Consider the following 25,796-nt stretch of genomic DNA (forward strand, 5'->3'; position numbering starts at 1 on the left):
GTATAGTTGACGTGAGGGGTTTGTTTTTTATTATTGACCTAAGTTTAGCTATTCAGGAATATTGGTTGCAGCAATTACCTTGAATAATTGTGCATATGAATCTAAATATTTATTTTCAAGGTCTATAAGTGATATTCTACTGCTAACAAGTTTATTTTCTCGGGTGTTTATTAAGAAAATAGAGCTTTCACCAAAAGAGAATAACCGCTCTTCCGAATCCAGCATTTTAGTATAGTCCTGAACTAATGAATCAGTTAACTCTATCTGTTTTTCTATATTGGTTATTTCATTTTGGCTAGCTATAACTTTGTTTTTAAGTTTTACTCTTTCCAAGTTTAAATCCAGTTCTGCATCTTGTATTTTAAGTTTAGTAAGTTTTAAATAACCTCTTTCTTTTCTTAAAAATAGAGGAAAGCTGAAGTTTAAAGCAAATTTGTGATCTTCAAACCTGAAATTGTCTATATATGAAGGCTCCGAAAGGTAATAATAGCTTAAATCTACTTTAGGTAAAAGAAGGTTGGCATTTAATTTACGTTCTATATTAAGCATATCAATTTTTGTTTGTAGTGATATTACCTTTGGGTGATTGTCTATATCAGCTATTCCTCCATTAAGTTCAGTAATATTTAATGCCTCCTGAACAGTCTTTTTTATATCGGCATCAGGCTTTATGGTTTCTTCAAGTTCAACCGGTACACCTTCAATCCATAAATAATTAGAAAGTTGAAGTTTAGCTTTTATTAATTTTAAACCAGCTTGTTCAACATTAAGCTTACGGTTTTTTACTACTATACCTGCCTCAATACTGTCTATCGCAGGTTTATCACCCAGTTCAATTAAACGGGTAATTCCTTTGTACCTTTTCTCAGCAAATTCCAGATATTCTTTATAAAGTAAACTTTCATTATAGGCTTTTAACCAATCAAAATATGCTACCGATGCTTCGTAAACAACATCTACAGCTCTAAGCTGGCGTTCGGCAACACTTAGTTTTTGCAGCATTTTTGCTGTGCGAATGTCAGCCATTCGTTGGTTAATAATTAGCCCTTGACCTATAGGCACACTAACTCCTAAAGATGTTAAACCACTATTAGGTAAAGTATTTTGCGGGTTAACATATATTCCTTCACTATTGTCAAATCCTGCTTTTACTTCTATGCCGTACCAGGTAGGTATTTTAAAACTGCTGTTTAGCAGTGAGTAATACTCTTTATCTTTAAACTCTTTTTTATCAAAATCCACTTCTATTTTTGGGTCAAAAGCACCACGGGCAGTCATTAACTTAGCTTCAGCCTTGCTGATTTCTAAGTTAGCTTGCTTTACTTGTGGATGGTATTTTTTTACATACCCAACATATTCAGTATAGCTTAAAATTTCAGGTTGTATCTCCTGAGAATGCATGAGTGAAGGTAAAGTAGCAAATGCACTCACCAATATAAGCTGTACTATTTTATTTTTTTTCTTTTCCAGCATCACTTTGTGTATTGTTGGGTTGATAATAGTTAGGAGGGAAGCCGTTAAGGGTTCTCCATATTTCAAACCATACCGGCACAGTTTCTAACAATGCCATTGTTTGAGCACCTGCGCCAATACTTAGTTGCTCAGGCCATGGTTCTGCACTTTTATCAGGAGCAATTAAAACCCTGTATTTACCGTTAGGGCTTATAAAGTTTTCTATTGCTACAATTTCGCCTCCAAAAGTACCGTATGACATATTTGGCCATCCTGAAAATACTATGGTAGGCCATCCGTCAAACCATACCCTTACTTTTTCACCTCTTTTTAATAGTGGTAAATCAATAGGGTTAACATAGGTTTCTACTGCAATTTCGTAATCAGAAGGCATTATGCTTACTATAGGTGTTCCTTCTTTAATAGTTTCTCCTAAGCCTGATTGCAGCGCACGATTTACATAGCCGTCTTGTGGTGCTTTTATATAGTACATGCCATTACGTATGCTATAATTTACATACTGATTTTCAAGTTTATTAACTTGTGTTTCAGTATCGAACTGATTGCTTAGAGCGGTAAACTTATCACTATTAGCTTTTGAAATTTTTTCAGAATATTCGGCTAAAATTCTATTAATCTCTACCTGAGCGTTTATAAGCTCGTTTTCGGAACTTAAAAGTTTATTTTCCTGAGTGATTATTTTTGCTTGAGATTCCTGTAATTTTAATCTTTTCTCTTCCAGTTCAGTAAGTGGTTTTAAGCCTTCTTCATGTAACTGGGAAACTCGGTTAAACTGTCTTGTAGCAATAGTAAGTTGTGTTTTTACAGCTTCCAGATCAATACTGTCACTCTTAACCTTTAACCGGGCTTGTTTCATTTTATTTTGAGCCTGTTCCAGTTTAAGATTCTGTTCTCTACTAAGAGCATTAATTTGGGAACTTAAAGCCTCTACCTTACCACTGTAAGACTCCAAAGACATTTTTTTAGCATCAACCTGTTGCTTAGTGTTTTGTACTAAGTTAGGGTCAAAATACTCTTCTTTTATTTCTGAAATAAATAAAATAGTATCCCCTTTATTTACATGGTCACCTTCTTTTACATACCATTTTTCAATTCTTCCTGCAATTGCAGAGTGTACCGTTTGCGGTCTTTGGTCAGGCTTTAAAGTAGTTACTGCACCGGAGCCTGATATATTTTGCGTCCACGGCATTAACAGTATTATTATAGCTAATACACAGGCAACTACTATAATACGGTTAAGTATTTTATAATGAGGCCTGTTTGCAAGTTTCTTTACAGTGTCTAAACTCTGTAAACCCTCTTGTTTTACATTTTTGTTGTTAGATATATTTAGCATAATTTTTACTGTATAATATCTTTAATAATTCGTCCTTTCTCCATTACAATATGTCTGCTGGTTTTAGTTTGCCAGTAAGGGTATGTAGATGATACAACTACAGTCCAGGTATTTTCAGGAGCACATATAAAATCTATAATTGCTTTGGCGGCTTGTTCATCTATTTTATCTGTAGGGTCTTCATAAAACAGTACCCTTGGTCTTCTTATAATACTTCGTGCCAATAATATTTTTTGAGCATTTGAAGCACTTAACTGTTTCCCTTCAGGGTATACCATTGTATCAAGACCATTGGTTAATGTTTTTATATAAGGAGTTAATTGTACCGCATCTAGCGCCCATTTTATGTCTTCAGGACTTATATTAGGGTCGTTAAATGTAATGTTTTCCATAATTGTTCCTTCAAAAGGTGTTTCACCCTGAACAATAGAACCTATTTGAACTCTATATTGTACAAGATCAATTTTATGGAAAGTATTATCATTAATATAAAAAGAACCGCTAGTAGGTTTAAGCACTGCGGAAAGTACACGCATGAGTGTAGTTTTCCCTGCTCCATTACTACCTTTAAGGCTTATTCTTTCACCTTGTTCTATTTTTAAAGATATGTCTTTTAAAATGTCATTTGAAGCTTGAGGGAATTTAAAGTGCAAGTTTTCTGTTTCCAGTGTAATACTGTTGTAGCAACTTTTACTGTCAGTCTCTTTAACATCTTCAATATCCATATCTGCCACCTCTCCAATTTTTTCAATAGAAGTAAGTACATCATAAAAAGTTTCCATACCCAGTATAATCTTTTCAACAGAGTTTATAACCAGCAGTATAACAATTTCCGAAGCTACAAACTGCCCTATATTCATACGCTGTGTTATAACAAGGTAACCACCTATAATCAGGAGACCGGCAGTAATAATTATTTTAAAAAGAATTAGCTGGCTATACTGTCTTTTAATTACAGAGAAATGTTTTTCCCTGTAATTAAGGTAACCATCAACCAAGTGGTCATTTTTCTCAAGAGCATAATCAAAATTTCTCTTTTTTCTAAAACTGGAGTTATTACGAGCTATTTCCTGTAGCCAGTCTGCAACTCGATATTTGTATTTTGATTCTTTTAAACTTGTAGCAAGACCGGGGTTATATGAAAGTCTGAATATTAAGTATAACAAAACCAAAAGTAATAACCCAAACAATATAAAGAAAGGGTGGTATAATGATAATAGTATAATACCAAAGATAATTTGCAATAGGGCAGCCGAAAAATCAAGTAATAATTTAGAGATACCTTTTTGTATAGAAATAGTATCAAAAAAACGATTGGCTAACTCTGGGGGATATACATTATTATATAGTTCATCAAACTTAATTTTTGGCATACGATAAGCAAACTCAAACGATGAGCGTACAAATATTTTTTGCTGTAAATTTTCAGTAATACGTAGTTGCATTAGCGATAGTATACCCACAAAGGCTACACCAATAACTACGACTACTACAAGTACCACCCATGATGCGCTTACCCTGCCACTTTGTATTAAGTTTACAATAGCCTGTATACCCAACGGAAGCGATAAACTAATGAGCCCTGCAAAAATTGCATAAAAGAAAATTTGGTAGACATCCTTCTTGTCTAGTTTTAATAAATTAAAAAAGCGTTTTGTAGTGGTCATAAATTAATGTTTTAAAACTCGTTTCACCAAGTCACTATAATAATCAGTAGGGCTAATTTTTTCGTTACAATTTGTAATAGTTTGTAAATGGTCTCTTAAAAAATGCTGATGAAGCCCTCCTTCAACAATATTTGAAACTAAACTTTTAGGATAAGGATATTCAGGATCAACCATAGTCACAATGTCCACCATACGGTTTATTATCCTTTTATATATAGTAAAAAAACCCTCTCTGTTTTCCTCATCAACCTCTTTAGTAAGAAAGGTTTTTGTAAATTCAGCTATAATAATCTTATTTAATATTGACTCATTAACATGTAAAGTAGCATCATCATCTTTAATTTTTTCAGTAATTACCGCAATAGCCTTTAAAAGCTGCTCCATAGGGCAAGTAACATTAGTAGTAGCAAGCAACATTTTATATTCAATCCAGCTCCAGTACCAAGATGATAAATATACTAGAAACTTATGCTTGTTTTCAAAGTACCTATATAAAGAACTTTCATTAGAACCTATTTTAGCTCCCAGCTTTTTAAAAGTAAAGCAATCAAACCCTATTTCATCAATAAGTAATATACCCTCCTTAATAATCTTTTTACCCAATACAGACGATTCAGGATCCTTAAGGTAAATTTTATCATTTACCTGTATGCGTAAACTTGAAAGTATAGTTTTCATTTAATATATTTTGTTTTCAAAATTAATAGTAAAACTATTAAAAAAGAAAATTTTAATATTATTTAACAATATTAGATGAATTTATTATTAATATACTTCTTTTAAGTAGGTACACAATGTATTAATAGTCTATTTTATCAATACAGACTTAAAATTAAAATTTTGTTATTTAACCATATATCGCACTATAATTTTTTATACCTCAAAACAAAACATTAGTTTAGCAGTAGAATAGTTTATACTATTTCAGTAATTTTTAGTTAGATTAAAAAGCTCGCGTTATAGCGAGCTTTTTTTATACATATATAAATAAAAAACACACTTCATCTACATATTAAAGTCATTTACCAGACTCAACAACCAGTTAGGCTAAAAATTAAATATATAATAGGTGTTCAAATATAGATTTGTATCAGAAATTGAAAACAAGAAAAGAATTAAAGTTGGACATAATTTTTAAAGTTAGATTTAAATTAAAGTAACAGCCCCTAAAAGTTGCTATAATTATGTTAGCCTGCCAAAACGGTAGGCTAATTTTTTATATGTATATTTAAAAAGTCTAAAAAATATAAACTAAAATTTATTAGATTAGCCTCCAAGAAAATTTAAGAATCGAGAAAATGACTGATTATGACAAACTAGAAAAAGAGCTCCATAAAGACTGTGAAGAGCTAAGTAAAGACTTTGTAAAGCAATATAATGAAAATTATATTTCAGCAGGAGGAGCTAAACTTGATGCATTTATATACGAAATGCAACAAGAATTCAATAATACAGCAATAAAGTTTCTGCAACAACGCCACCTTTTACATAATAAAGAAGCAAAAAAGCGTACATTAAATATAACAAAACACTACGCTAAAAATTGCGTAGAGCACTTTAGTAAAGTAACAAAATAATAACTTTTACTATGTTTGGGTTATTTAATAAAAAAGCAGCAAAAAAAACTTCAGTGTCTAAAATTAGGTAAATCAACAAGTTGAGCTAAAAGATTAAAAAAAGGTTAAAAAAACCTTAGCAAAACAGTTGCAAAAGCCAAAAAGAGTATTACATTTGCACCCGCTTACAACAACAAGCACGTACAGACACATACTGAAAACCTCCAAGCGCTGCAAACACTTATTTAAACTAAGAAAAGCAGCGAAAAAGTTTTAAAAAAAACTTCAAAAAACATTTGGAAAAAGGAAAAAAAGAATAGTATCTTTGCACCCCTTTCCGCCGGTAAAACANTATAAATGCTACTACTACAGCTATTAACAACTTAAGAATAGCACAACAGTTAATCATCCTTGAAATTATTACAGATAAAGGTACTGTTAAAAAGAAGTTTGCTTTATAAGAAAACTTCATAAATATTAAAAAAGCCCTCACAATGTGAGGGCTTTTGGTTTCTTATAGCTATTGTATAGGTTCTATTTTAAAACCTCTGCTTTTTATCTTTTCAATTACTCTATCTTCTGTAATACCATTTGATTTTACAGTAAGTATTTTATCAGGATTATCAGTATCTACTTTCCATTCTTGTATACCTTCTGCTTCATCAAGAACAGGGGTTACTTTTGCTACACAACCACCACAGTTGATAGTTGTTTTAAACTTAAATTCTTTCTCCATTTTATCTTATTATTTTTAGATTTTATAATTTTTTTAATCGTAAAAGCAAACTGTTACTTACTACACTAACACTACTCATAGCCATAGCAGCACCTGCAATCATCGGGCTTAGTAAAAAACCATTTATTGGGTATAGCACTCCCGCAGCAATAGGAATACCGATAACATTATAAATAAACGCCCAAAACAGGTTAAATCGAATAGTTTTAACGGTTTGCTGCGATAGTTTTATAGCCTGAGACACTTTCATCAAATCACCGGAAATAATAGTAATTTTTGCCACGTCCATAGCAATATCGCTACCACTGCCCATTGCAATACTTACATCGGCTTGTGCCAGTGCGCTACTGTCATTTATACCATCGCCAGCCATCGCTACAGTTTTACCTTGTTGTTGCAGTTTCTTTATATAATCCAGTTTATCCTGAGGTAAGATTCCGCCTTCGTAATGCTTAATACCTACCTGAGTTGCCACTGCTTTGGCTGTATGCTCATTATCTCCGGTAAGCATATATACATTAATACCATTATAATGTAATTGCTGTATTGCTTTTTGAGAAGTTTCTTTAATAGTATCGGCAATACCAATGGCACAAATAACCTGTTTTTCATCTGCGAAGAATACTACGGTGTTTGCCTGTTCCAGTCGTTGCTTTTCCCAAACTAATACCTCATCAGTAATAGTAATACCCTTTTCTTCCGTAAGTTTTCGGTTACCTATGGTATAGCTTTCACTGTTGTATTTCGCCTGTATACCTTTACCCTCATGATTTTCTATCGTAACATTTTCCAGATATTGCGATTGCTCTTTTAAATGTCGCACTACTGCATCTGCCAACGGGTGCTCTGATGCTTTTTCTATACTGTAAAGAATATTTCTTGCTTCATCCGTCTCACTGTCAAACCATTGTATTGCAGTAACATTTGGTTTCCCTTCAGTAATAGTCCCTGTTTTATCTAAAACTACAGTATCTACTTTATTTGCTAATTCTAAGCTCTGTGCATCTTTAATCAAAATACCATTTTGGGCTCCCTTGCCCACTCCTACCATTATAGCGGTTGGTGTAGCTAAGCCTAATGCACACGGGCAGGCAATAACCAATACAGTAATAGCTGCCAGTAAACCATGTGTAAACCCATCTGCTCCTCCGAAAGCTAACCAAATAAAGAAAGTAGCAGTGGCTATGAGTATAACAACAGGCACAAATATTCCTGCTATTTTATCAACTAAACGCTGAACGGGAGCTTTACTACCCTGTGCATCTTCAACCATTTTTATAATTTGAGATAGCAGCGTCTCCCCTCCTACTTTTTCAGCTTTGAATTGAAAACTTCCTTTTTGGTTTATTGTCCCTGCAAATACTTCGCTGTCTTTCTTCTTTTCTAACGCCAAAGGCTCTCCGTTAATCATACTTTCATCAACAAAAGAACTTCCTGAAATTACTTTGCCATCAACCGCAATTTTCTCTCCGGGTTTTACCAGTATTATATCTCCTTTTTCTACCTCAGCAATTGGTATTTTCCCCTGATTGTTATCTCTAACTACTGTTACTGTTTTAGGTTGTAACCCTATCAGGTTTTTAATAGCCGATGATGTTTTACTCTTAGCTTTTTCTTCCAGCATTTTACCTAGCAGAATGAAAGCAATTACCACTCCGGCAGCCTCAAAATAAACGCTCGCTTCTAACCCTCTACTTTCCCAAAACTGCGGAAACAATACATTAAAAACGCTAAACAAATAAGCTGTACCTGTACTTACCGCTACAAGAGTATCCATGTTAGCAGAGCGATGTTTGGTTTGTTTATAAGCTCCTACAAAAAACTGCCTGCCTAAGTATAAAACTATTGGAGTAGAAAATGCCCACATAGCATATTTAGCCCAAGGCTGATGATGTAAAAATGGTGTCATACCTATTACTACCAATGGTATAGCAAGTAGTACTGCCCATATTGTTCGTGTTCGTAATGCTTTATAATGCTGTACTTTCATTTCTTCCATAGCATCAGCATTCGACTCGTTTTCATCAATCAGTAAATCATACCCTATGGATTGCAATGAACTTTTTAATTTTTGAGGACTGGTAATAGTGGGGATAAATTCTACGGTTCCGTTGCCGTTAGCATAGTTAACCGAAGCGTCTACCACACCTGGCTGCATTTTCAGCACATCCTGACTTGATGCAGCACAGGAGGCGCAACTCATACCCGTAACAGGATATGTTTTTTTAATAGTAGTTACACCATATCCTAAATCGCGAATTTGTTTTACGGCTTCGGGTACGGCAGTTAAAATATCAGTTGTATTGAGTACTACTCGGTTGTTATTTAGTTCTACCTCATGGCTGTCAATAGCTTTTATATCATTGAGTCCTTTATTTACTATCATGGCGCAATGTTCGCTATCTACACCCTGTAAAGGCAGGTATACTGTATTTTCATTATTCTTTTCCATACTACTGTATTTGTACTATACAAAATTCAGTATAATTACGAAAAAGTGTTTATACAATTAAGGAAAGTGTTTACAGCTTTTTGGTAAGACTGTCTATAGGCTGGCGGTTATTAGTCCCACTACTGCGAAAAGCCGTAGGTGTAACGCCTGTAATTTTCCGGAATTGAGAGGAAAGATGTGCACTACTACTGTAGCCAAGTAAATCAGCGATTTCTGTTAAGTTTAATTCTTTATAAAGCAACAGCTCTTTTACTTTTTCTATTTTTTGGAGGATAATAAATTGCTCAATAGTGATGGCTTCTTCTGCCGAAAAAAGTTTACTTAATCCTGAATAATCTTTATGAAGTTCTTTGGATAGTAATTCAGAGAAAACAACAGGCTTACCATCCATGTGGTGAATATGCTCAATAATTATAGATTTTATACGGTCTATAATTCTGTCTTTATCAGCTTCCAACAGTTCAAAACCCTGCTGCTGTAATAGTTGCTTTAATTTACTTAATTGCTCGCTTTTAAGTTCTTCTGCCAAAATTACCTGTCCTAAAGTAACTTGCTCTGCATGAAATCCCATATTGCGTAATGTAGCATCAACAGCAGCAATACATCTCGGGCAAACCATATTTTTAATAGCAAGTTCCATTTTTCGGTTCAATTAAATCGATTACAAAGTTAGGTATTATTCATTTAAACAAATAATGTAACTATTTTGCACAATTACTATTCCGTAAGATTTTTTTTAGCAAAATTTTAAATAGGTAGTGCTTAATTTATGGCTACTTTTAGCCTTGAATGAATACAAAGGTTAAAAAATACTCGAAAAAGGTTTTAAAAATACTATTATGGATAATTGGTTCTATAATAGCACTATTTTTATTAATTGTTTTACTACTGCAAATACCCTACATACAAAACAAGGTTAAAGACAAAGCGGTTACCTATTTAGAAGAAAAAATAGGCACTGAAGTTGAAATTGACCGCATTGAAATTGGTTTACCTAAAAAAGTGATTGTAGAAGGTATTTACTTTGAAGACCAACAAGGAGACACTTTATTATCGGGTAAAAAAATTGCAGTAGATATTAGTTTATTCAAGCTGCTTGATAATACTGTAGAATTAAATAAAGTAGAACTTGAAGGCATAGTAGCTAATGTGGAGCGAGGTAAAGACTCTGTTTTCAATTTTGATTACATTATAAAAGCATTTGATTCCGGCAAGCCAAAAGATACTACGGCTGCACCTACTACTTTTTCTTTAGGTAAAGTTGAACTTAATAACATACGCGTTACGTATAATGATGCTATTACTAAAAATGACCTAAAGGCTAACCTTACTCACTTTGATACCAAAATTAAAGAGTTCGACCTTGAAAATATGAGTTTTAGCGCTCCTGAAATTAACCTTGACGGGCTTAAACTTGTTTTTGAACAGGGCATGGTTGATGAAATAGCCAAAACTACCCAAAAAGCAGCCGAAGAGGTATCAAAACGACCTGATTTAAAACTTGAGTTAGGCGATATTAATCTTACCAATATTGAAGTAGGCTATGATAATGCAGGTACTCATCTTGATACTAAAATAAAATTTGAAAAGCTATTAACCGAAGTTAACACTGTAGACCTTAAAAAGCAGCTTATAGATTTAGAAAAATTAGAATTTAAAGGCGTTGATGGTCAGCTTACACTAGGGGAATTTGAAAAACAAATAAAAAACAAACTACCGGAAGAAGACCCGGAGGCAAGTTCTGCACAATGGAAGTTTAAATTACAAGAAACCGATATTGCAGATGTAAACTTTAAATTTAATGATGAAAATGCTGCCCCTGTTAAAAAAGGTATCGATTATAAACACTTGAATATCCAAAATTTTAATCTGCAAGCAAAAGAACTATCCTATGCTACAGATACTATTTCAGGAGAAATAAATAATCTGAGTGTAAAAGAACTGGGGAGTGACTTAACCGTTACTAAATTACAAACTAACTTTTATTACGGGCAACAAACAGCTAAACTGGAAAACCTTTATATAGAAACACCTGAAACACTTATAAAAGATAAAATTGTAGTCAGCTACCCTTCTATTGAATCTCTAAAAGAAAATATAGGAGAGTTAGCTGTTGATGTTAAACTGAAACAAAGTAAAATAAGTTTTAAAGATGTATTACTATTTGTTCCTGATTTAGCTGATACTAATCCTTTTAAAAGTAACCCAAATGCTACGGTTTATATAGATAGTAATATAAAAGGTAAAGTAAGCGATTTACGTATAAATAGCCTTTCTATTAGTGGTATAAGTAATACTACCGTTGCTGCAAGAGGAAGAATAAAAGGTTTACCCGACGTTAAAACTGCTTATTTTGATTTAGAAATACCAAAACTTAAAACAACAGCAAAAGACATTAATACTTTTGTTCCTGAAAATACAATACCAAACAATATACAATTACCTAAATCACTAACAGTTTATGCTTACTTTAAAGGTACAATGGAAAACTTTAATACTGATGTTGGTTTAACCAGTAGCTTTGGTAATGCTAAAATAACAGCCTTGTTAGACCAAAGCCGTAAAGGCAATGAGAAATATGATGCTGATGTTGAAATAGACAAATTTGATGTAGGTGCATTATTAAAAAATGACTCTATTGGTACAGTAAGTTTAAACGCTACTGTAAAAGGTACAGGGCTTGACCCTAAAACAGCCAACGCTACACTAAAAGGAAAACTTATTGAGGCAGAGTATAACAGCTATGTGTACAATAACCTAAATATTGACGGTAGCATCAATAACGGTAGCTTTGAGGCTACTGCTAATATGACTGACCCTAACTTGGAGTTTGATTTAGTAGCAAGCGGAGGATTTAAAGATAAATACCCTACAGGGAAAATAAAACTTAATGTAGATATAGCTGACTTAAACGAACTAAACCTTCATGCTGGTCCTTTAAAACTGAGAGGAAATGTAGATGCAGATATTGCTGATTCTAATCCTGATAATTTAAACGGTACTGTTAAGTTTTATGATTTTTGGTTTGCTAATGCTGAAGAGCAGTTTGGCTTAGATACTATAAAAATAGAGGCAGAATCAACAGCAGAGAAAAACTCTATTATTCTAAAATCTCAAATTGTTGATGCTTACACTAAAGGTAAATATAATGTTAGTGAACTGGGTACTGCCCTATCTAACACTATTGCCAAATATTATAATACTGATACGCTTGCAAAAAGAAAAACTACCAGTCCGCAAAAAATTAAATTCTTAGTAAAAGTTAAAAACGACCCTGTTTTAACTAAGCTGTTACCCAACCTAAAACGTATTGAACCGATACAAATAATCGGTAAATATGACAGTGAACATGATAGCCTAAATATAAACGGGGTAATACCAAGAATAAGTTATGGTAGTAATACCCTATCAAGCGGAGTTATAAATATTAAAAATGACAGTTCTGCTCTAGCCTATGAAGTACGAGTAGGCAGTATAGAAAATGAGCAATTCCAAATACGCAATACTGCACTTACAGGAAAATTAAAAGATAACATACTTACCTACGAACTTGAGATTATAGGCAGAAAAGAAGAAGAACAAGAACAGCAATACCTTATAGCAGGAGAAATGCGTGCCAATAATGGTAATAACGAAATTGAACTTTACCCTAAAGGGCTTACGCTTAATTATGAGCCTTGGGATGTGGCAAAGGACAATCTTATACGTTTAGGTAAAAATGGTTTCTATGCCAATAACTTTAAAATGAGTAATGAAAATGGTAGTTCAATTAGCTTGCAATCAGAAAGTGAAACTGCCAATGCACCCCTTGATGTAAAATTACAGGACTTTAAAATTGAAACCATAACCAATATCATTCAAAAAGAAGAATTAAAAATAAAAGGTACTATAGACGGTGAAGCAAACATACGTAACCTGGCTAAAGAACCTATATTTACTTCTGATATTAATATATCTGATTTAGCTATTAGTAAAGACACCGTAGGAAATGTGGCTATAAAAGTTGATAACAATATAGCCGATACTTTTACTGCCGATGTAAAAATTACGGGAAAAGGTAACGATGTACAACTGGATGGAACATATAACACAAATGAGAGTAGCTTTAACTTAAACATGAATATGAATAAGCTGAACATGAATAGTGTTCAGGCTTTTTCTATGGGTAACCTTACAGATGGTGAAGGGTATTTATCCGGTAACTTTAAATTAACAGGAAATGTGCAGGCACCTAAAGTAAATGGCGATTTAAAGTTTAATGATGTAGCATTCAGAGTAGTTCCTTTTAATGCTTATTATCAAAATATAGATGATGCTATTACTTTTAATAATAAAGGGGTTCGCTTTAATAACTTTACTATAGAGGATAAAGACAATAACATCCTTACAGTTAATGGAGATGTAGCTACTACAAACTTTCAGGAATTTGGTTTTGGTTTACAGGTAGATGCTCAAAACTTTAAAGTAGTAAACTCAACAGCTCAAGATAACGATTTATATTACGGAAATCTGATAATAGATACCAACCTTAATATAAAAGGTACACTGGAAAGCCCTGTTATAGATGGTGACCTCAGAATTAATGAGGACACTAAATTTACTGTTGTATTACCTCAACAAGACCCTTCTATAGCAGACAGAGAGGGAATAGTAGAGTTTATAGACCAAGACAATATGCAGCTAAAACAAAAGTTGCAAATGGAACAAGACTTCAACCAAAGTGACCTTAAAGGTATGGATGTCTCGGTATCCATTAAAATTGTTGAGGAAGCAGAACTTAACTTGGTTATTGATAAAGGTAACGGAGACTTTTTACGACTAAAAGGAGAAGCAGATTTAAATGGTGGTATAGACCCATCAGGTAAAACCAGTCTTACCGGTAGGTATGAATTTACTGACGGAGCCTATGAAATGACCTTCAATTTTATAAAAAGAAAATTTGATATACAGGAAGGTAGTTACATACTTTGGACGGGAGAGCCTACCAAAGCAAATATTAATATTACTGCCGTTTATGAAACCGAAGCTGCTCCTATAGACCTTTTAGACGGTCAGCTTAATGCCAGCCAATCTGAAAGAAACATGTACAAACAAAGACTTCCTTTTGAAACACAGTTAAAGATGGAAGGTGAACTGTTGGAACCTGAATTATCATTTGATGTTGTACTACCTGAAGGAAACTATAATGTAGCTGCAAGAGTAGTAAACGATAGCCGTGCAAAACTGGAAGAGTTAAGGCAACAACCTTCGGAAATGAATAAACAGGTTTTTGCACTGTTGCTTTTAAACCGATTTATAGGAGAAAACCCTTTTGCCAGCGAAGCAGGTGTAAGTGGCGAAACCATAGCAAGAGAAAGTGTAAGTAAAATACTTTCGCAACAGCTAAACAGATTAGCTTCTGATGTTGTTAGTGGTGTAGAATTAAATTTTGATTTAGAGTCTACAGAAGATTATACTACTGGACAAAGAGAAAACCGTACAGACCTGAATGTAGGTGTATCTAAAAGACTATTAAATGACAGACTTAAAGTTACAGTGGGCAGCACGTTTAATTTAGAAGGACCACAGCAAACCAATGAAGAAGCAAACAATATAGCCGGAGACGTATCTGTAGATTATGAGTTAACAAAAGATGGCAGGTATATGGTTCGCGCCTACCGTAAAAACGAATATCAGGTAGCATTACAGGGGCAGGTAGTAGAAACAGGAGTAGCATTTATTATCACAATGGATTATGATAAATTCCGTGAGTTATTCCATACTACCAAGGAGGAAAAAGAAATGAAAGAGAGAGAACGCGCCAAAAAGAAACGAGAGAAGGAAAAAGCAAAACAAAAAGAGCAAGAAGAGAAAAATAAGAAGGAAGATACGAATGATTTACCGCCTAATACTGAGCAGAATGAGGAATAACCCTATTATATACATTTTATTAGTAATTTTTGCCTTTGGATGTAGCAATACTAAATATTTACCTGAAGGGGAAATGCTGTATACAGGTGCGGAAGTAAAGGTAAAAGATTCCACTTTAAGCAAAAGTGACCGAAAAGAAATGGAGCAGGAAATGGAAGACTTACTCCGCCCGAGGCCTAACCGTAAAATACTCGGGTTAAGAGCTAAACTCTATTTCTATAATATTGCGGGGGAGCCTAAAAAAAATAAAGGTTTCAGGCATTGGTTAAAAAATAAAGTTGGAGAGCCACCTGTACTTTTTAGTCAGGTAGATATGGATTATAATGCCGATTTACTGCAAAATTATGCTGAAAATAAAGGCTATTTTAAAACCAGAACAAGTGCCGATTCTACTTCACATAATCGCAGGGCATCTGTAGATTATACTGTTACTACGGGAAAGCGCTATACAATACGTAACGTAAACTACCCTCCTGCTGATTCTACAAAAATAGACAGTGTTATAAGTGGTTTAAAACGCTGGAGCATACTAAAATCAGGAAATCCTTATGATTTAGGAGATATAAAAGAGCAGAGAGAACAAATTGACAAAATACTTAAATATAAAGGCTATTATTACTTTAACCTTGACTATTTATTAGTACAGGTTGACAGTACAATAGGAAATAAACAGGTAGACTTGTTTTTAAAAGTAAAAGAGGAAACCCCAGAAAAGGCAAAGCAAGTTTATACTATAAATGATATTTATATTTATCCTAACTATTCTATTAGTGATAAAGAGCAAACAATAAACCCTGATAAAGATTCTATTACAGTATATAAGGATTTTAAGATTATAGACCCTGATCACACTTTTAGACCTGTAATATATGACAGAACATTATACTTTAAAAAAGGAGACATATATAATCGTAAAGACCATAACCTTTCCTTAAACAGGCTGGTTAACTTAGGGGTGTTTAAATTTGTAAAAAACGAATTTCGTCCTGCTGATAGTACCAACACTTTAAACGCTTATTACTACCTGAGCCCCTATCCTAAAAAATCAATCAGGGTAGAACTATTAGGAAAAACAAACTCTGCAAACTATAATGGTACAGAGCTAAATGTTAACTGGAGTAATCGTAACATATTTGGTGGTGCAGAACTTTTAACTTTAAGTGTTTTTGGTGGTATGGAAGTACAGGTAGCAGGACAAAACAAGGGGTATAATGTATACCGCGTTGGTGGGGAGGCAAGTTTAGACTGGCCTCGTTTTATAACTCCATTTAAGGTACATTCTGCAAGTGGGTTTGTACCCCACACACAAGCCAAAATAAGCTATGAATACCAAAACAGGCGTAAATTATATTCCCTAAACTCTTTTAGGGCACAGTTTGGCTATAAATGGAAAGAAAACATTAAGAAAGAGCATAACCTTAATGTGTTTGATATAAACTATGTAAGCCCTGCTACAGTAACTGATTTGTACAGAGAACGCATAGATGGTGATCCATCATTAAAAAATGTTATTGAAAAGCAGCTTATTTTTGGACCTACCTACTCTTACAACTATACCAATACTATGCAAGAGTACAAAAGGCATACTTTTTATTACAAAGGTTCGCTAGATCTTTCAGGAACACTTACAGGTTTACTATCAGGAGCTAATGTTAAAAAAGGTGATACAATTAGAATTTTAGATGTTCCTTTCAGTCAGTTTATCAAAATGGAACACGATTTTAGGTACTATTTAAAATTGAGTCGTAATTCTCAATTAGCCAACCGTATTATAGTGGGGGTTGGTATGCCCTATGGTAACTCAGGAGAGCTTCCCTATATAAGGCAGTTTTTCTCTGGCGGTACAAATAGCCTTCGTGGTTTCAGAGCAAGGTCTATAGGTCCCGGAACTTACAGAGATGATATTGATGAAGGTAGCTTTTTACCGGATCAATCGGGTGACTTAAAATTGGAACTAAACACTGAATATCGCGCAACGATTTACAAAATAATTGAAGGAGCAGTTTTTGTTGATGCCGGTAATATATGGCTATGGAATGACAACAGAGATGAAGATGGAAATATTATTAAACCTGACGGGCGCATATCTAAAGATTTTTACAAACAACTGGCTGTTGATACAGGAATAGGTTTACGGTTTGATTTTTCATTCCTTATACTGCGTACTGACCTTGCCTTCCCTATAAGAAAACCATGGTTACCTGAAGGTGACAGGTGGGTGCTTGACAGGATTAACTTTGGCAGTAGTACGTGGAGGAAAGAAAACCTTGTATTCAACTTAGCAATAGGCTATCCTTTCTAGTTTTTTTATTAGTTTAGCGAGATGATAAATTCATCCTTATAAAATAATGGCTAATATAATTACTTATTTAAAGCCTGTACCTGTAACAAAACGCATATTAGGTTTCACACTAATAATTTTTGGCTTTTTAGCTATTTTCACTAAAAGTATAGGGTTTGGTGCAGTTGCTGTAGCTTTTGGCATACACTTTTCTTCAAGCGAAGGTTCTCAAATTGATATTACAAGTAAAAAATATCGAAAAATATGGTCTATAGCAAGTATACATATTGGTAAATGGAAGCCATGCCCTGAATTTGAATATATATCTGTTTTTAGCACTAAAGAGTCTCAGAGAGTAAATGTAGTGACTGCTACAACTAATGTAACAAGAAGTGTAATTTTACTAAATCTGTTTTATGGTAATAAACATCAGACTGTTTATAAAACTACAAATAAAAAAGATGCTTTTAAAATAGCTGAACATTTTAAAGTTGCATTTAATATTGATATTCTTGATGCTACAGGAACAGAAAAAGTCTGGCTTTAAAAAGCCAGACTTTTTAAGTGCATTTGTCCTCTATAAATTCTTTATTTTTCTTATCAGGACGTATAATCATGCGTAAAGATTGGTCTTGTGCAAAATACGCTGTCATCCAGTTCCAAAAAGTTACAATTCTGTTTCGGTAACTTATTAAGGACATTAGGTGGATAAACAACCACATTAACCAGGCTATGAAACCATTAAAGTGCATTTTGGGTTTAGGTAAATCAACAACCGCTTTATTTTTACCAATAATAGCCATAGAGCCTTTATCATTATAATGGAAAGGAGTTAAAGTCTCCCCTTTTACCATTTTCTTGAAGTTTTTAGCTAAATGTTCTCCTTGTTGTATGGCAACCTGTGCAACCTGTGGGTGACCATGAGGAAAATCTTTATCGGTAAGCTGTATACAAGTATCGCCTATTGCATAAATATTTTCAGTATTCGCTACTTTGTTAAACTCATCTACCATCATACGTTTACCACGTCCATAACTTTCAACAGGAATACCTTCAAAAGTTTTAGCGGAAACTCCTGCCGCCCATATCAAATTTTTGGACTGTATGGTTTCTCCTGTTGATAGGTGAACAGTATCATCTTTATAATCGGTAACCCTTGTATTTAGTTTTATAATAACACCAAGTTTTTTTAAAGCGTTATAAGTATCTTTTTGCGATTTCTCACTCATAGGGCTTAATAACTGAGAACCGCCATCAACCAAATAAATATTACTAACACTGGTAGCTAATTCAGGATATTCTTTTCTTAAAGCTCCTTTACGCATCTCAGCAAACATACCTGAAAGCTCTACCCCTGTTGGTCCCCCTCCTGCTATTACTATGTTTAAGTACTTTCTGCGCTCACGCATGTCTTTACATATAGCGGCTTTTTCTGTACGTTGTAATAGCACGTTACGCATCTCAATAGCATCATTAAGCGTTTTCATCGGTATGGCATTATTTTTAACGTTTTCCATACCAAAATAGTTGGTCTCTGCACCTGTAGCAAAAATAAGAGTATCGTATGTCAGCTCACCATTATTAAGTACTATTTTATTCTCTTCAGGTTTTACTGATAGTAATTCTCCTAAACGAAATTGTATATTATCTTTAGTTCGGTATAATCTCCTAAAGGGATAACTAATGCTTGAAGGCTCTAAATAAGCAGTAGCAACCTGGTATATTAAGGGCGGGAAAAAATTATAATTATTTTTATCTATAAGAGTAACGCTAAAATTTTTATTTTTTGCCAGGTTTTGTGCCAAGTTAATACCTGCAAAACCACCACCTATTATTAAAACTTTCATGAAAATTTCTTTTTAGTTTTTGCTGTTCCCTTTGTAGGAAATTTTACTATAAAGTTAACCAATTTGGTACGAATTGCCAATGTATAAGTAGCTGTATAATCAGTTTTTAGGAAAGAATTAGCAATTTATAATTTGGTTGTATAATATATTGCCGAATACTTATAGCATAATGTTAATGTAATAGTTTTTATGTAGTGCTATTCTTATTTTTATGTTTAAACTAAACGGTTATATATGTATATTTTTAGTAAAAAGTTTGTAAAGGACAGTATCACTATATTAAAAGATGCAGGCTCAGGTTTTATGAAGGATAAAGGTTTAAAACTCAGCGCATCATTATCATACTATACAGTCTTTTCTATGGCTCCCTTATTATTACTGGTTATATCACTGGTAGGCTTCTTTTTTGGAGATGAAGCCATTGAGGGAAGAGTTTTTGCAGAGATAAATGGTTTAATAGGAGATTCAGCAGCATCTCAGGTACAGGAAACCATTACAAATATGAAATTATCAGGGGAAACAAATCTTTCGCTTATTATTGGTATTATAACACTAATTATTACTGCCACCACTGTATTTAATGAAATTCAGGATTCTATTAATATGATATGGCGACTGAAGGTTAAACCTAAGCGAGGTTGGTTAAAACTTTTAAAAGACAGACTTCAATCAGGTTCTGTAATAATAGGTTTAGGGTTTTTACTTATTGTTACTTTAATAGTAAACGGTGTATTACTGGCAATGGGAGATGCACTTAAAGATTACTTCCCTCAAATAACCATAGCACTTATGGACGTTATAAATATTGCATTAAACTTTTTAGTAATAACCGTACTTTTTGGAGTTATATTTAAAGTATTACCAGATGCTAAAATAGCCTGGAAGGATGTAAGAGCCGGAGCACTTTTTACGGCATGCCTATTTATGCTGGGGCGTTATTTAATTAACCTGTACATACAAACTACAGGCGCAGGTTCACCTTATGGAGCAGCAGGCTCTATAATAGTTATATTACTGTGGGTGTATTTTACAGCTGCTATTTTATATTTTGGTGCCGAGTTTACCCGTGCTTATGCTAATTTTATTGGTGCTAAGGTACGACCATCACAATATGCTGTATATGTAGAGCAACGTGAAATAGAAAAGCATGTTGATTGTTTGCCTAAACGCTGTGATGAAGAAAAAAATAATGTTACTATAGATGATTGATAGTTAGCAAGATGTTTTTATGAAAAAAAGCTCCTCTAATAATTAATTAAGAGGAGCTTTTAGCATTAATAAATAACTAAACGGGGGGGATAGTTATACTTTTATGTATATTACTCTACATTCAATTTTCCTTCTACGCCTATATCTGCTTTTTTACCTGTAACAGCCGAAGCTGCCATTTTTAGCATTGCAATCATCTTACCGTTTTTAGTATCCCAGTAATAAGCATCTTTAGGTATTACTTTAATAACTGTAGCATTAGGGTCTTTTTTACCTTCTTCAAACCATGCTTTGGCAACAGGTTTCCAAATATCATCTACATGAGACTGGTCTGTGTATATTACAGCTTCTCCCAATAATGAAAGATATTTTGCACCTGAATTTTCAGCAAATATAAGCTGAACTTCGTTATCATGCTTAATTTCAAAGTTTTTATTACTCTCTGCCGAACTTATAAACCACAGATTACCATTATCATCTACTTCACTAACGGCCATAGGGCGTGTTGGTACTGGTCTTACAGAAAGTTCTGTACAAAACATACAGGTTTTAATATCTTTTGCCATGTCTTTCACTTTGGCAATTGCTTCTTCACTAAATAAATCTTTATGATTTCCCATTTTTCAATTTTTTAATTAAACATTTACTTTTCCTGAAACCCAATTCACCGCATCGTTATAATCAGATGTATGATATCCTTTAAACTCACCCGGCATTACTTTACTAAAACCATCAGTAAAATCAATAACAGTATCAGAGTCAGACACTATAGCTACACGGTTCCATTTGGTTATATTTTCTATACCTAAAAGTACATCCTGTAACCAGGCTCCAACACTAAAATCTTTTGGTGAATTTTCTAAAAGCAATAAGTAGTTCAGTTCACCTGTCCTCTCAACAAGTTCCTTTACATGCTTTTTAACCAGTTCAAAGTCTTTACTGGTTACCTCGCCCTGAGAGCGGAAGCCTACCATATTTTCGGGTAAATTATTAATATAAGTTATCATAAGGTTATTAGGTTTTTACCAAATTTACCCTTATTATACCTTAATATGTGTTATAGGTATTATAATAAATATCCAAATTTATTATAAAGCAAGATTTTTCTCCAGTATAAAATCCTCCATTAAATAACCTCTGCCTATATCAATATCTTCTTCTCCTACTTTTTGAAAACCTGTTTTTTTATAAAAATGTAAGGCACTATTAAAGCGGTTTACATTTAATGTTATAATAGTATTATTCATAACCATAGCCTCTTTTTCTACAGCAGAAAGCAAAATTCTGCCTACACCTTTCCCTTGAGCATTTGGTAAAACGTATATTTTATGAATTTTTGTTACCCCGGGTTTAGCATTTATTTCATACGATGCAAAACCATAATATTGGGTATCATCTTTCACTAATAAATACTCATGTCCTTTCTTTACAATCTGCTCATTAATAGACTCTTTACTATACATCATAGTAAACATATATTGTAATTGTTCCGGTGAAAGAATTTCCTTATAAGTAGGCTCCCAAACCTGCTCTGCAAGTTTGTTTATTAATAAAATATCTTTTAAGCCTGCTTTAACAATTTCCATAAGTTAGTATATTTGGTGTAAAGTCTTTTATTTACAAGTTGTTTTATACAAGGTAAAATTACTAAAAAATTATTGGCACAGTAATTGGTTAATCTTAAACAGATAATAAAAAATAATTAATTCAGGGCATTTAAAAATTACCAGACGATGAAAACGAAAATGAAATATATTGCCTTATTTGCTTTACTTTTTGTAAATCAAATTTTTGCCCAGGATGTAACTACAGTCACTGCCAATAGTTATGATATTAGCGATAATCTGGACTTAAAAGCTGTAGCCTCTATTTTTGGAGAATCGAGAGACCTGGAAGATTTTGAAAAAAGACTTAACGACCCAAACATACAAATATCTAATCTGGACCTGAATGGTGATAACAGAGTGGATTATTTAAGGGTTATAGAGGTAGTAGAAAATAACACACACCTTATTATACTGCAATCAGTACTGGGAATTAACCAGTTTCAGGATGTGGCAACTATTGAGGTTGAAAGAGACCGCTATAATAATGTACAAGTACAGGTAGTGGGAGATGTATACATGTATGGTACAAATTATATATATGAACCTGTATACGTTACAAGACCACTTATATATGATGTGTTTTGGGCAAGCAGTTATCGTCCGTACTACTCACCTTGGTACTGGGGGTACTACCCTACTTATTACTCTTATTGGAACCCTTACCCGGTGTACAGATACAGAAGAAATATACACATACATATAAATAACAGAAATACTTATCATTATGTAAGTACACGAAGAAGTAGCCGTGCAGTAGCCATGCACAGTTCCAGAAGGTCTGATTACTACGAAAGAACACACCCTAACAGATCGTTTAACAGCAGAACATCTGCTACAAACAGATATGCTTTAGTACAAAGAAGAGGTAATAATGATACAACTACCAGAGCTACCACTACAGGTACTACAAGAAACAGCTATACCACTTCGGGCAGAAACTCAAATACCACTAATAATGTTAGAAACAGTAATATCAATCATAGTAACGTTAACAGTAGTCGCAGTAATAATTCACGCGCTACTACTCCTGCAAGAACAACTACCACTACAAGAAGAAGCAACACCACTACTTCAGGAAGAAACAGTAGTTTAAACAGGTCAGGCAGTTCTTCCAGACAAAATAATAACTCTTCATACTCCGGACAAAGAAGTAATACTCCAAGCAGAAATTCTAGTCCAAGTATGAGAAGCGGTTCATCAAGAAGCAGTAGTTCTTCTCCAAGAGTAAGAACAAGTACCCCTTCACCTTCAAGGTCCGGTTCAAGCACAAGAAGTTCCAGAGGTCAATAATTTTATAATAGTTTCTTTTGTTTTGTTTTAAAAAAGCACTGTGTATTTACAGTGCTTTTTTCATTTACATACTATTCACTTAACAAACATTAGCAGAACTTTAATAGTGCATTATAAAGTGTTGATTAATAGTATAACTAAATTTGAAGTAAATAAATTACAAACCAAAAAAAATAAAATTATGAACAAGAAGGTAGCAATTTTAGCAACTAACGGATTTGAAGAAAGTGAATTAAGCTCTCCTAAAGAAGCAATAGAAAAACAAGGCTGGACAGCACATATTATAAGCCCGGAAAGCGGATCTATTAAATCATGGTCTGGTACTGACTGGAGTAAAAGCTATGATGTAGATAAAACACTAGACGAAGTATCATCTTCTCAGTATCATGCACTTGTAGTACCTGGAGGCGTAATTAATCCTGACAAGTTAAGAAGAGACGAAAAAGCAATAAGCTTTGTTAGAGACTTTTTTAAAGAAAAGAAACCTGTAGCTGCTATATGCCACGGTCCTCAAATTCTTATCAATGCAGAAGTTGTAGAGGGCAGAGAGCTTACATCTTTCCCTTCAATCAGAAAAGATTTAGAAAATGCAGGAGCTAAATGGGTTGATAAAGAAGTTGTAGTAGATAATGGTTTTGTAACCAGCCGTACACCGGACGATCTTCCTGCTTTTAATGATAAGCTTATTGAAGAAATTAAAGAAGGTAAACATGAATTACAAACAGCATAGTTTGTAGTACTGTATAATTAAAGTTAATTATTTAACCTGGAAAAGCTTTTATATCAATTGATATAAAAGCTTTTTTTATATTTATCCTTTAAACAACCCAATAAAAAATGAAAACTAAACTATTATTTTGCTTCGCTCTTGTAACTATGGCTACACAAATCAACGCACAACGACTACAACCAATAAATTATAATGATGAAAACCAACAACTAAATGGTTTTGCTATAGCTCCCGAAGAAGCTACACCTGAAACTCCCGGTATTTTAATATTACCGGCATGGATGGGTATAAACGACCACTCTAAAAGAGTAGCGAAAGAACTGGCTGATTTGGGCTATTATGCTTTTATAGCTGATATATATGGTGAGGGTAGCTACCCGAAAAACCGAGAAGAAGCAGGAGAAAAATCAGGTTATTTTAAAAACAATCCTGAAAAGTATCAAAAGCGTATTCGCTTGGCTATGAATCAGCTCATAAAGTTTGGTGCAAGCCCCGAAAATATTGTAGTGATAGGCTATTGTTTTGGTGGTACAGGAGCACTTGAAGTAATGAGAGCGCAAATGGCGGTAAGAGGCATTGTATCATTTCACGGTGGGCTATGGAAAAATCCTGAACGCGAAAACAAAAAAATAAAATGTAAGGTATTGATTTTACATGGTGCTGATGACCCCTATGTACCTCAAGAGCATGTTGCATCGTTAAAACAAGAATTGAAAGACGGAAATGCCGATTGGCAAATGGTGTACTACGGTAATGCTGTACATGCGTTTACCGAGAAAGAAGCAGGAAATGATAACACTAAAGGAGCTGCCTATAATGCCCAGGCAGACAGAAGAAGCTGGGAACATTTTATGATGTTTTTGGATGAGATTTTTAATGAATAAAGATTTTAAATTAAAAAAACTAATATTAATTGCCGGTTAAAGTTAATTTTTTATATTCGTAGAGAATATATTCTGTCTGACAAGCCGAAACAAAGACATAAAATTATTGAGAGGAGGCACAATCCAATTAAATCATTTACTAATGAAAAAAATTTCTATGCTCTTAATTGGGCTATTTCTAATGGTTTCTTGTTCTTCTGACCAAGATGAAACTACAATTACTGATGCAAATGCATCTAAAAACTCTTCCCAAACTAAAGCATTAAGTAAACTTGAAAGCCTTTATAATACTATGGTTAGCTCTCAGGACTACATTGACTATGATGATGCAATAGAATCATTTGTAGCTAAAATGAAATTTTCAGGTTCATCATCACAAATAGATACCGAAGCTAAAATGCTTAACTGGATTTCAACTAATATAGGTAGTACAGGCTTTACAAGTTATATTGATGCTGAAAATGAATGGAATAGTATAAAAGCACAAAGGGAAACTGTAATTCTTAATAATAAACCTTTCTTTGCTGAACTTTCAATAAGCACAAGACAAGATTTTGTTATATTATTACCTGAAATAGAACCAGGTGTACAACCTACCAATGCATGTATGGATGAATGTAGAGCTACATTTGATGCCATTGTAGATGCTGCTCAGGATGATTTTGGTGATTCTCTACAGTTAGGGGCAAATGATTTCGGAATGTCTGGAGATGGACAAACTTTTTCAAGGCTTATGGCTATAGAGAAAATAACACTTACAGTAACTGTAGAAATGGCTGCAGGTGAATATGCAGATTGCCTAATAGGCTGCCTTTAAT

The 25,796-nt window shown here is 33.7% G+C and carries 20 protein-coding genes; 9 read left to right on the forward strand and 11 right to left on the reverse strand.

Features of this window, described 5'->3' with window-relative positions; all coding sequences use genetic code 11:
- Positions 1-48: 48 nt before the first annotated feature.
- The 4 genes from IEW45_RS01960 to IEW45_RS01975 are packed head-to-tail and all read right to left on the reverse strand — an operon-like array spanning position 49 to position 5,154.
- Positions 49-1,473, reverse strand: coding sequence for a TolC family protein (locus tag IEW45_RS01960; protein WP_188619536.1), 1,425 nt, complete (start codon positions 1,471-1,473; stop codon positions 49-51).
- Positions 1,451-2,809: an HlyD family secretion protein gene (locus IEW45_RS01965; protein WP_188619537.1), complete on the reverse strand. Its 1,359-nt coding sequence runs from the start codon at positions 2,807-2,809 to the stop codon at positions 1,451-1,453. The genes IEW45_RS01960 and IEW45_RS01965 overlap by 23 nt, the downstream gene beginning before the upstream one ends.
- A 5-nt stretch (positions 2,810-2,814) precedes the next feature.
- The gene (locus tag IEW45_RS01970) at positions 2,815-4,476 is read right to left on the reverse strand and encodes a peptidase domain-containing ABC transporter (protein WP_188619538.1); all 1,662 of its coding nucleotides are present in this window, start codon (positions 4,474-4,476) and stop codon (positions 2,815-2,817) included.
- A gap of 3 nt (positions 4,477-4,479) precedes the next feature.
- A complete protein-coding gene (locus tag IEW45_RS01975) occupies positions 4,480-5,154 on the reverse strand; it encodes a TetR/AcrR family transcriptional regulator (RefSeq protein ID WP_188619539.1) in 675 nt (224 codons plus the stop codon).
- A 620-nt stretch (positions 5,155-5,774) separates the two neighbouring features.
- Between IEW45_RS01975 and IEW45_RS01980 the strand changes: the two genes are divergently transcribed.
- Positions 5,775-6,053 (forward strand): hypothetical protein, encoded by a 279-nt coding sequence (locus IEW45_RS01980; protein ID WP_188619540.1) that lies wholly within the window; start codon positions 5,775-5,777, stop codon positions 6,051-6,053.
- 499 nt (positions 6,054-6,552) lie between these two features.
- Here the strand turns inward: IEW45_RS01980 and IEW45_RS01985 are convergent, their stop codons facing one another.
- The 3 genes from IEW45_RS01985 to IEW45_RS01995 form a co-directional block, all read right to left on the reverse strand.
- Positions 6,553-6,768 carry a heavy-metal-associated domain-containing protein gene (locus tag IEW45_RS01985; RefSeq protein WP_188619541.1) on the reverse strand — a complete coding sequence of 72 codons (216 nt, stop codon included), beginning with the start codon at positions 6,766-6,768 and terminating at the stop codon, positions 6,553-6,555.
- A 22-nt stretch (positions 6,769-6,790) separates the two neighbouring features.
- The gene (locus tag IEW45_RS01990) at positions 6,791-9,220 is read right to left on the reverse strand and encodes a heavy metal translocating P-type ATPase (protein WP_188619542.1); all 2,430 of its coding nucleotides are present in this window, start codon (positions 9,218-9,220) and stop codon (positions 6,791-6,793) included.
- Positions 9,221-9,290: 70 nt separating this feature from the next.
- On the reverse strand, positions 9,291-9,860 hold the full coding sequence (locus IEW45_RS01995) for a helix-turn-helix domain-containing protein (RefSeq protein ID WP_188619543.1): 570 nt from the start codon (positions 9,858-9,860) through the stop codon (positions 9,291-9,293).
- A 149-nt stretch (positions 9,861-10,009) separates the two neighbouring features.
- Between IEW45_RS01995 and IEW45_RS02000 the strand changes: the two genes are divergently transcribed.
- The 3 genes from IEW45_RS02000 to IEW45_RS02010 are packed head-to-tail and all read left to right on the forward strand — an operon-like array spanning position 10,010 to position 17,958.
- Entirely contained in the window at positions 10,010-15,130 is a 5,121-nt protein-coding gene (locus IEW45_RS02000) for a translocation/assembly module TamB domain-containing protein (protein ID WP_188619544.1), read from the forward strand.
- On the forward strand, positions 15,120-17,432 hold the full coding sequence (tamL, locus tag IEW45_RS02005) for a translocation and assembly module lipoprotein TamL (protein ID WP_188619545.1): 2,313 nt from the start codon (positions 15,120-15,122) through the stop codon (positions 17,430-17,432). The genes IEW45_RS02000 and tamL overlap by 11 nt, the downstream gene beginning before the upstream one ends.
- A gap of 46 nt (positions 17,433-17,478) precedes the next feature.
- Positions 17,479-17,958: a hypothetical protein gene (locus IEW45_RS02010; protein WP_188619546.1), complete on the forward strand. Its 480-nt coding sequence runs from the start codon at positions 17,479-17,481 to the stop codon at positions 17,956-17,958.
- Between the two features lie 13 nt (positions 17,959-17,971).
- Here the strand turns inward: IEW45_RS02010 and IEW45_RS02015 are convergent, their stop codons facing one another.
- On the reverse strand, positions 17,972-19,258 hold the full coding sequence (locus tag IEW45_RS02015; RefSeq protein WP_188619547.1) for an NAD(P)/FAD-dependent oxidoreductase: 1,287 nt from the start codon (positions 19,256-19,258) through the stop codon (positions 17,972-17,974).
- Positions 19,259-19,492: 234 nt separating this feature from the next.
- Between IEW45_RS02015 and IEW45_RS02020 the strand changes: the two genes are divergently transcribed.
- Entirely contained in the window at positions 19,493-20,467 is a 975-nt protein-coding gene (locus tag IEW45_RS02020; RefSeq protein WP_188619548.1) for a YihY/virulence factor BrkB family protein, read from the forward strand.
- A gap of 110 nt (positions 20,468-20,577) precedes the next feature.
- Here the strand turns inward: IEW45_RS02020 and IEW45_RS02025 are convergent, their stop codons facing one another.
- From IEW45_RS02025 to IEW45_RS02035, 3 genes are all read right to left on the reverse strand, one after another.
- Complete coding sequence (locus IEW45_RS02025; RefSeq protein ID WP_188619549.1) at positions 20,578-21,087, reverse strand: pyridoxamine 5'-phosphate oxidase family protein; 510 nt, start codon at positions 21,085-21,087, stop codon at positions 20,578-20,580.
- 15 nt (positions 21,088-21,102) lie between these two features.
- Positions 21,103-21,474, reverse strand: a complete 372-nt coding sequence (locus IEW45_RS02030; RefSeq protein WP_188619550.1) for a SpoIIAA family protein — start codon at positions 21,472-21,474, stop codon at positions 21,103-21,105.
- A gap of 81 nt (positions 21,475-21,555) precedes the next feature.
- Positions 21,556-22,053 carry a GNAT family N-acetyltransferase gene (locus IEW45_RS02035; RefSeq protein ID WP_188619551.1) on the reverse strand — a complete coding sequence of 166 codons (498 nt, stop codon included), beginning with the start codon at positions 22,051-22,053 and terminating at the stop codon, positions 21,556-21,558.
- A gap of 147 nt (positions 22,054-22,200) precedes the next feature.
- Between IEW45_RS02035 and IEW45_RS02040 the strand changes: the two genes are divergently transcribed.
- The 4 genes from IEW45_RS02040 (at position 22,201) to IEW45_RS02055 (ending at position 25,795) form a co-directional block, all read left to right on the forward strand.
- Positions 22,201-23,364, forward strand: coding sequence for a hypothetical protein (locus IEW45_RS02040; RefSeq protein WP_188619552.1), 1,164 nt, complete (start codon positions 22,201-22,203; stop codon positions 23,362-23,364).
- A 181-nt stretch (positions 23,365-23,545) separates the two neighbouring features.
- Entirely contained in the window at positions 23,546-24,094 is a 549-nt protein-coding gene (locus IEW45_RS02045; protein WP_188619553.1) for a type 1 glutamine amidotransferase domain-containing protein, read from the forward strand.
- 107 nt (positions 24,095-24,201) lie between these two features.
- The gene (locus IEW45_RS02050; RefSeq protein ID WP_188619554.1) at positions 24,202-24,978 is read left to right on the forward strand and encodes a dienelactone hydrolase family protein; all 777 of its coding nucleotides are present in this window, start codon (positions 24,202-24,204) and stop codon (positions 24,976-24,978) included.
- Positions 24,979-25,120: 142 nt separating this feature from the next.
- A complete protein-coding gene (locus tag IEW45_RS02055; RefSeq protein WP_188619555.1) occupies positions 25,121-25,795 on the forward strand; it encodes a hypothetical protein in 675 nt (224 codons plus the stop codon).
- The last annotated feature ends 1 nt before the right edge of the window (position 25,796 follow it).

This window comes from Flavobacterium suaedae (genome assembly GCF_014642915.1).
GTDB classification, from domain to species: Bacteria; Bacteroidota; Bacteroidia; order Flavobacteriales; family Flavobacteriaceae; genus Flavobacterium; species Flavobacterium suaedae.

Coding starts and splice junctions, on each gene's coding strand:
- IEW45_RS02010 (WP_188619546.1), top strand. CDS start 17,479: ATGGCTAATATAATTACTTATTTAAAGCCTGTACCTGTAACAAAACGC.
- IEW45_RS02045 (WP_188619553.1), top strand. CDS start 23,546: ATGAACAAGAAGGTAGCAATTTTAGCAACTAACGGATTTGAAGAAAGT.
- IEW45_RS01995 (WP_188619543.1), bottom strand. CDS start 9,860: ATGGAACTTGCTATTAAAAATATGGTTTGCCCGAGATGTATTGCTGCT.
- tamL (WP_188619545.1), top strand. CDS start 15,120: ATGAGGAATAACCCTATTATATACATTTTATTAGTAATTTTTGCCTTT.
- IEW45_RS01960 (WP_188619536.1), bottom strand. CDS start 1,473: ATGCTGGAAAAGAAAAAAAATAAAATAGTACAGCTTATATTGGTGAGT.
- IEW45_RS01985 (WP_188619541.1), bottom strand. CDS start 6,768: ATGGAGAAAGAATTTAAGTTTAAAACAACTATCAACTGTGGTGGTTGT.
- IEW45_RS01965 (WP_188619537.1), bottom strand. CDS start 2,809: ATGCTAAATATATCTAACAACAAAAATGTAAAACAAGAGGGTTTACAG.
- IEW45_RS02020 (WP_188619548.1), top strand. CDS start 19,493: ATGTATATTTTTAGTAAAAAGTTTGTAAAGGACAGTATCACTATATTA.
- IEW45_RS01970 (WP_188619538.1), bottom strand. CDS start 4,476: ATGACCACTACAAAACGCTTTTTTAATTTATTAAAACTAGACAAGAAG.
- IEW45_RS02015 (WP_188619547.1), bottom strand. CDS start 19,258: ATGAAAGTTTTAATAATAGGTGGTGGTTTTGCAGGTATTAACTTGGCA.
- IEW45_RS01975 (WP_188619539.1), bottom strand. CDS start 5,154: ATGAAAACTATACTTTCAAGTTTACGCATACAGGTAAATGATAAAATT.
- IEW45_RS02000 (WP_188619544.1), top strand. CDS start 10,010: ATGAATACAAAGGTTAAAAAATACTCGAAAAAGGTTTTAAAAATACTA.
- IEW45_RS01980 (WP_188619540.1), top strand. CDS start 5,775: ATGACTGATTATGACAAACTAGAAAAAGAGCTCCATAAAGACTGTGAA.
- IEW45_RS02050 (WP_188619554.1), top strand. CDS start 24,202: ATGAAAACTAAACTATTATTTTGCTTCGCTCTTGTAACTATGGCTACA.
- IEW45_RS02025 (WP_188619549.1), bottom strand. CDS start 21,087: ATGGGAAATCATAAAGATTTATTTAGTGAAGAAGCAATTGCCAAAGTG.
- IEW45_RS02030 (WP_188619550.1), bottom strand. CDS start 21,474: ATGATAACTTATATTAATAATTTACCCGAAAATATGGTAGGCTTCCGC.
- IEW45_RS02040 (WP_188619552.1), top strand. CDS start 22,201: ATGAAAACGAAAATGAAATATATTGCCTTATTTGCTTTACTTTTTGTA.
- IEW45_RS02055 (WP_188619555.1), top strand. CDS start 25,121: ATGAAAAAAATTTCTATGCTCTTAATTGGGCTATTTCTAATGGTTTCT.
- IEW45_RS02035 (WP_188619551.1), bottom strand. CDS start 22,053: ATGGAAATTGTTAAAGCAGGCTTAAAAGATATTTTATTAATAAACAAA.
- IEW45_RS01990 (WP_188619542.1), bottom strand. CDS start 9,220: ATGGAAAAGAATAATGAAAATACAGTATACCTGCCTTTACAGGGTGTA.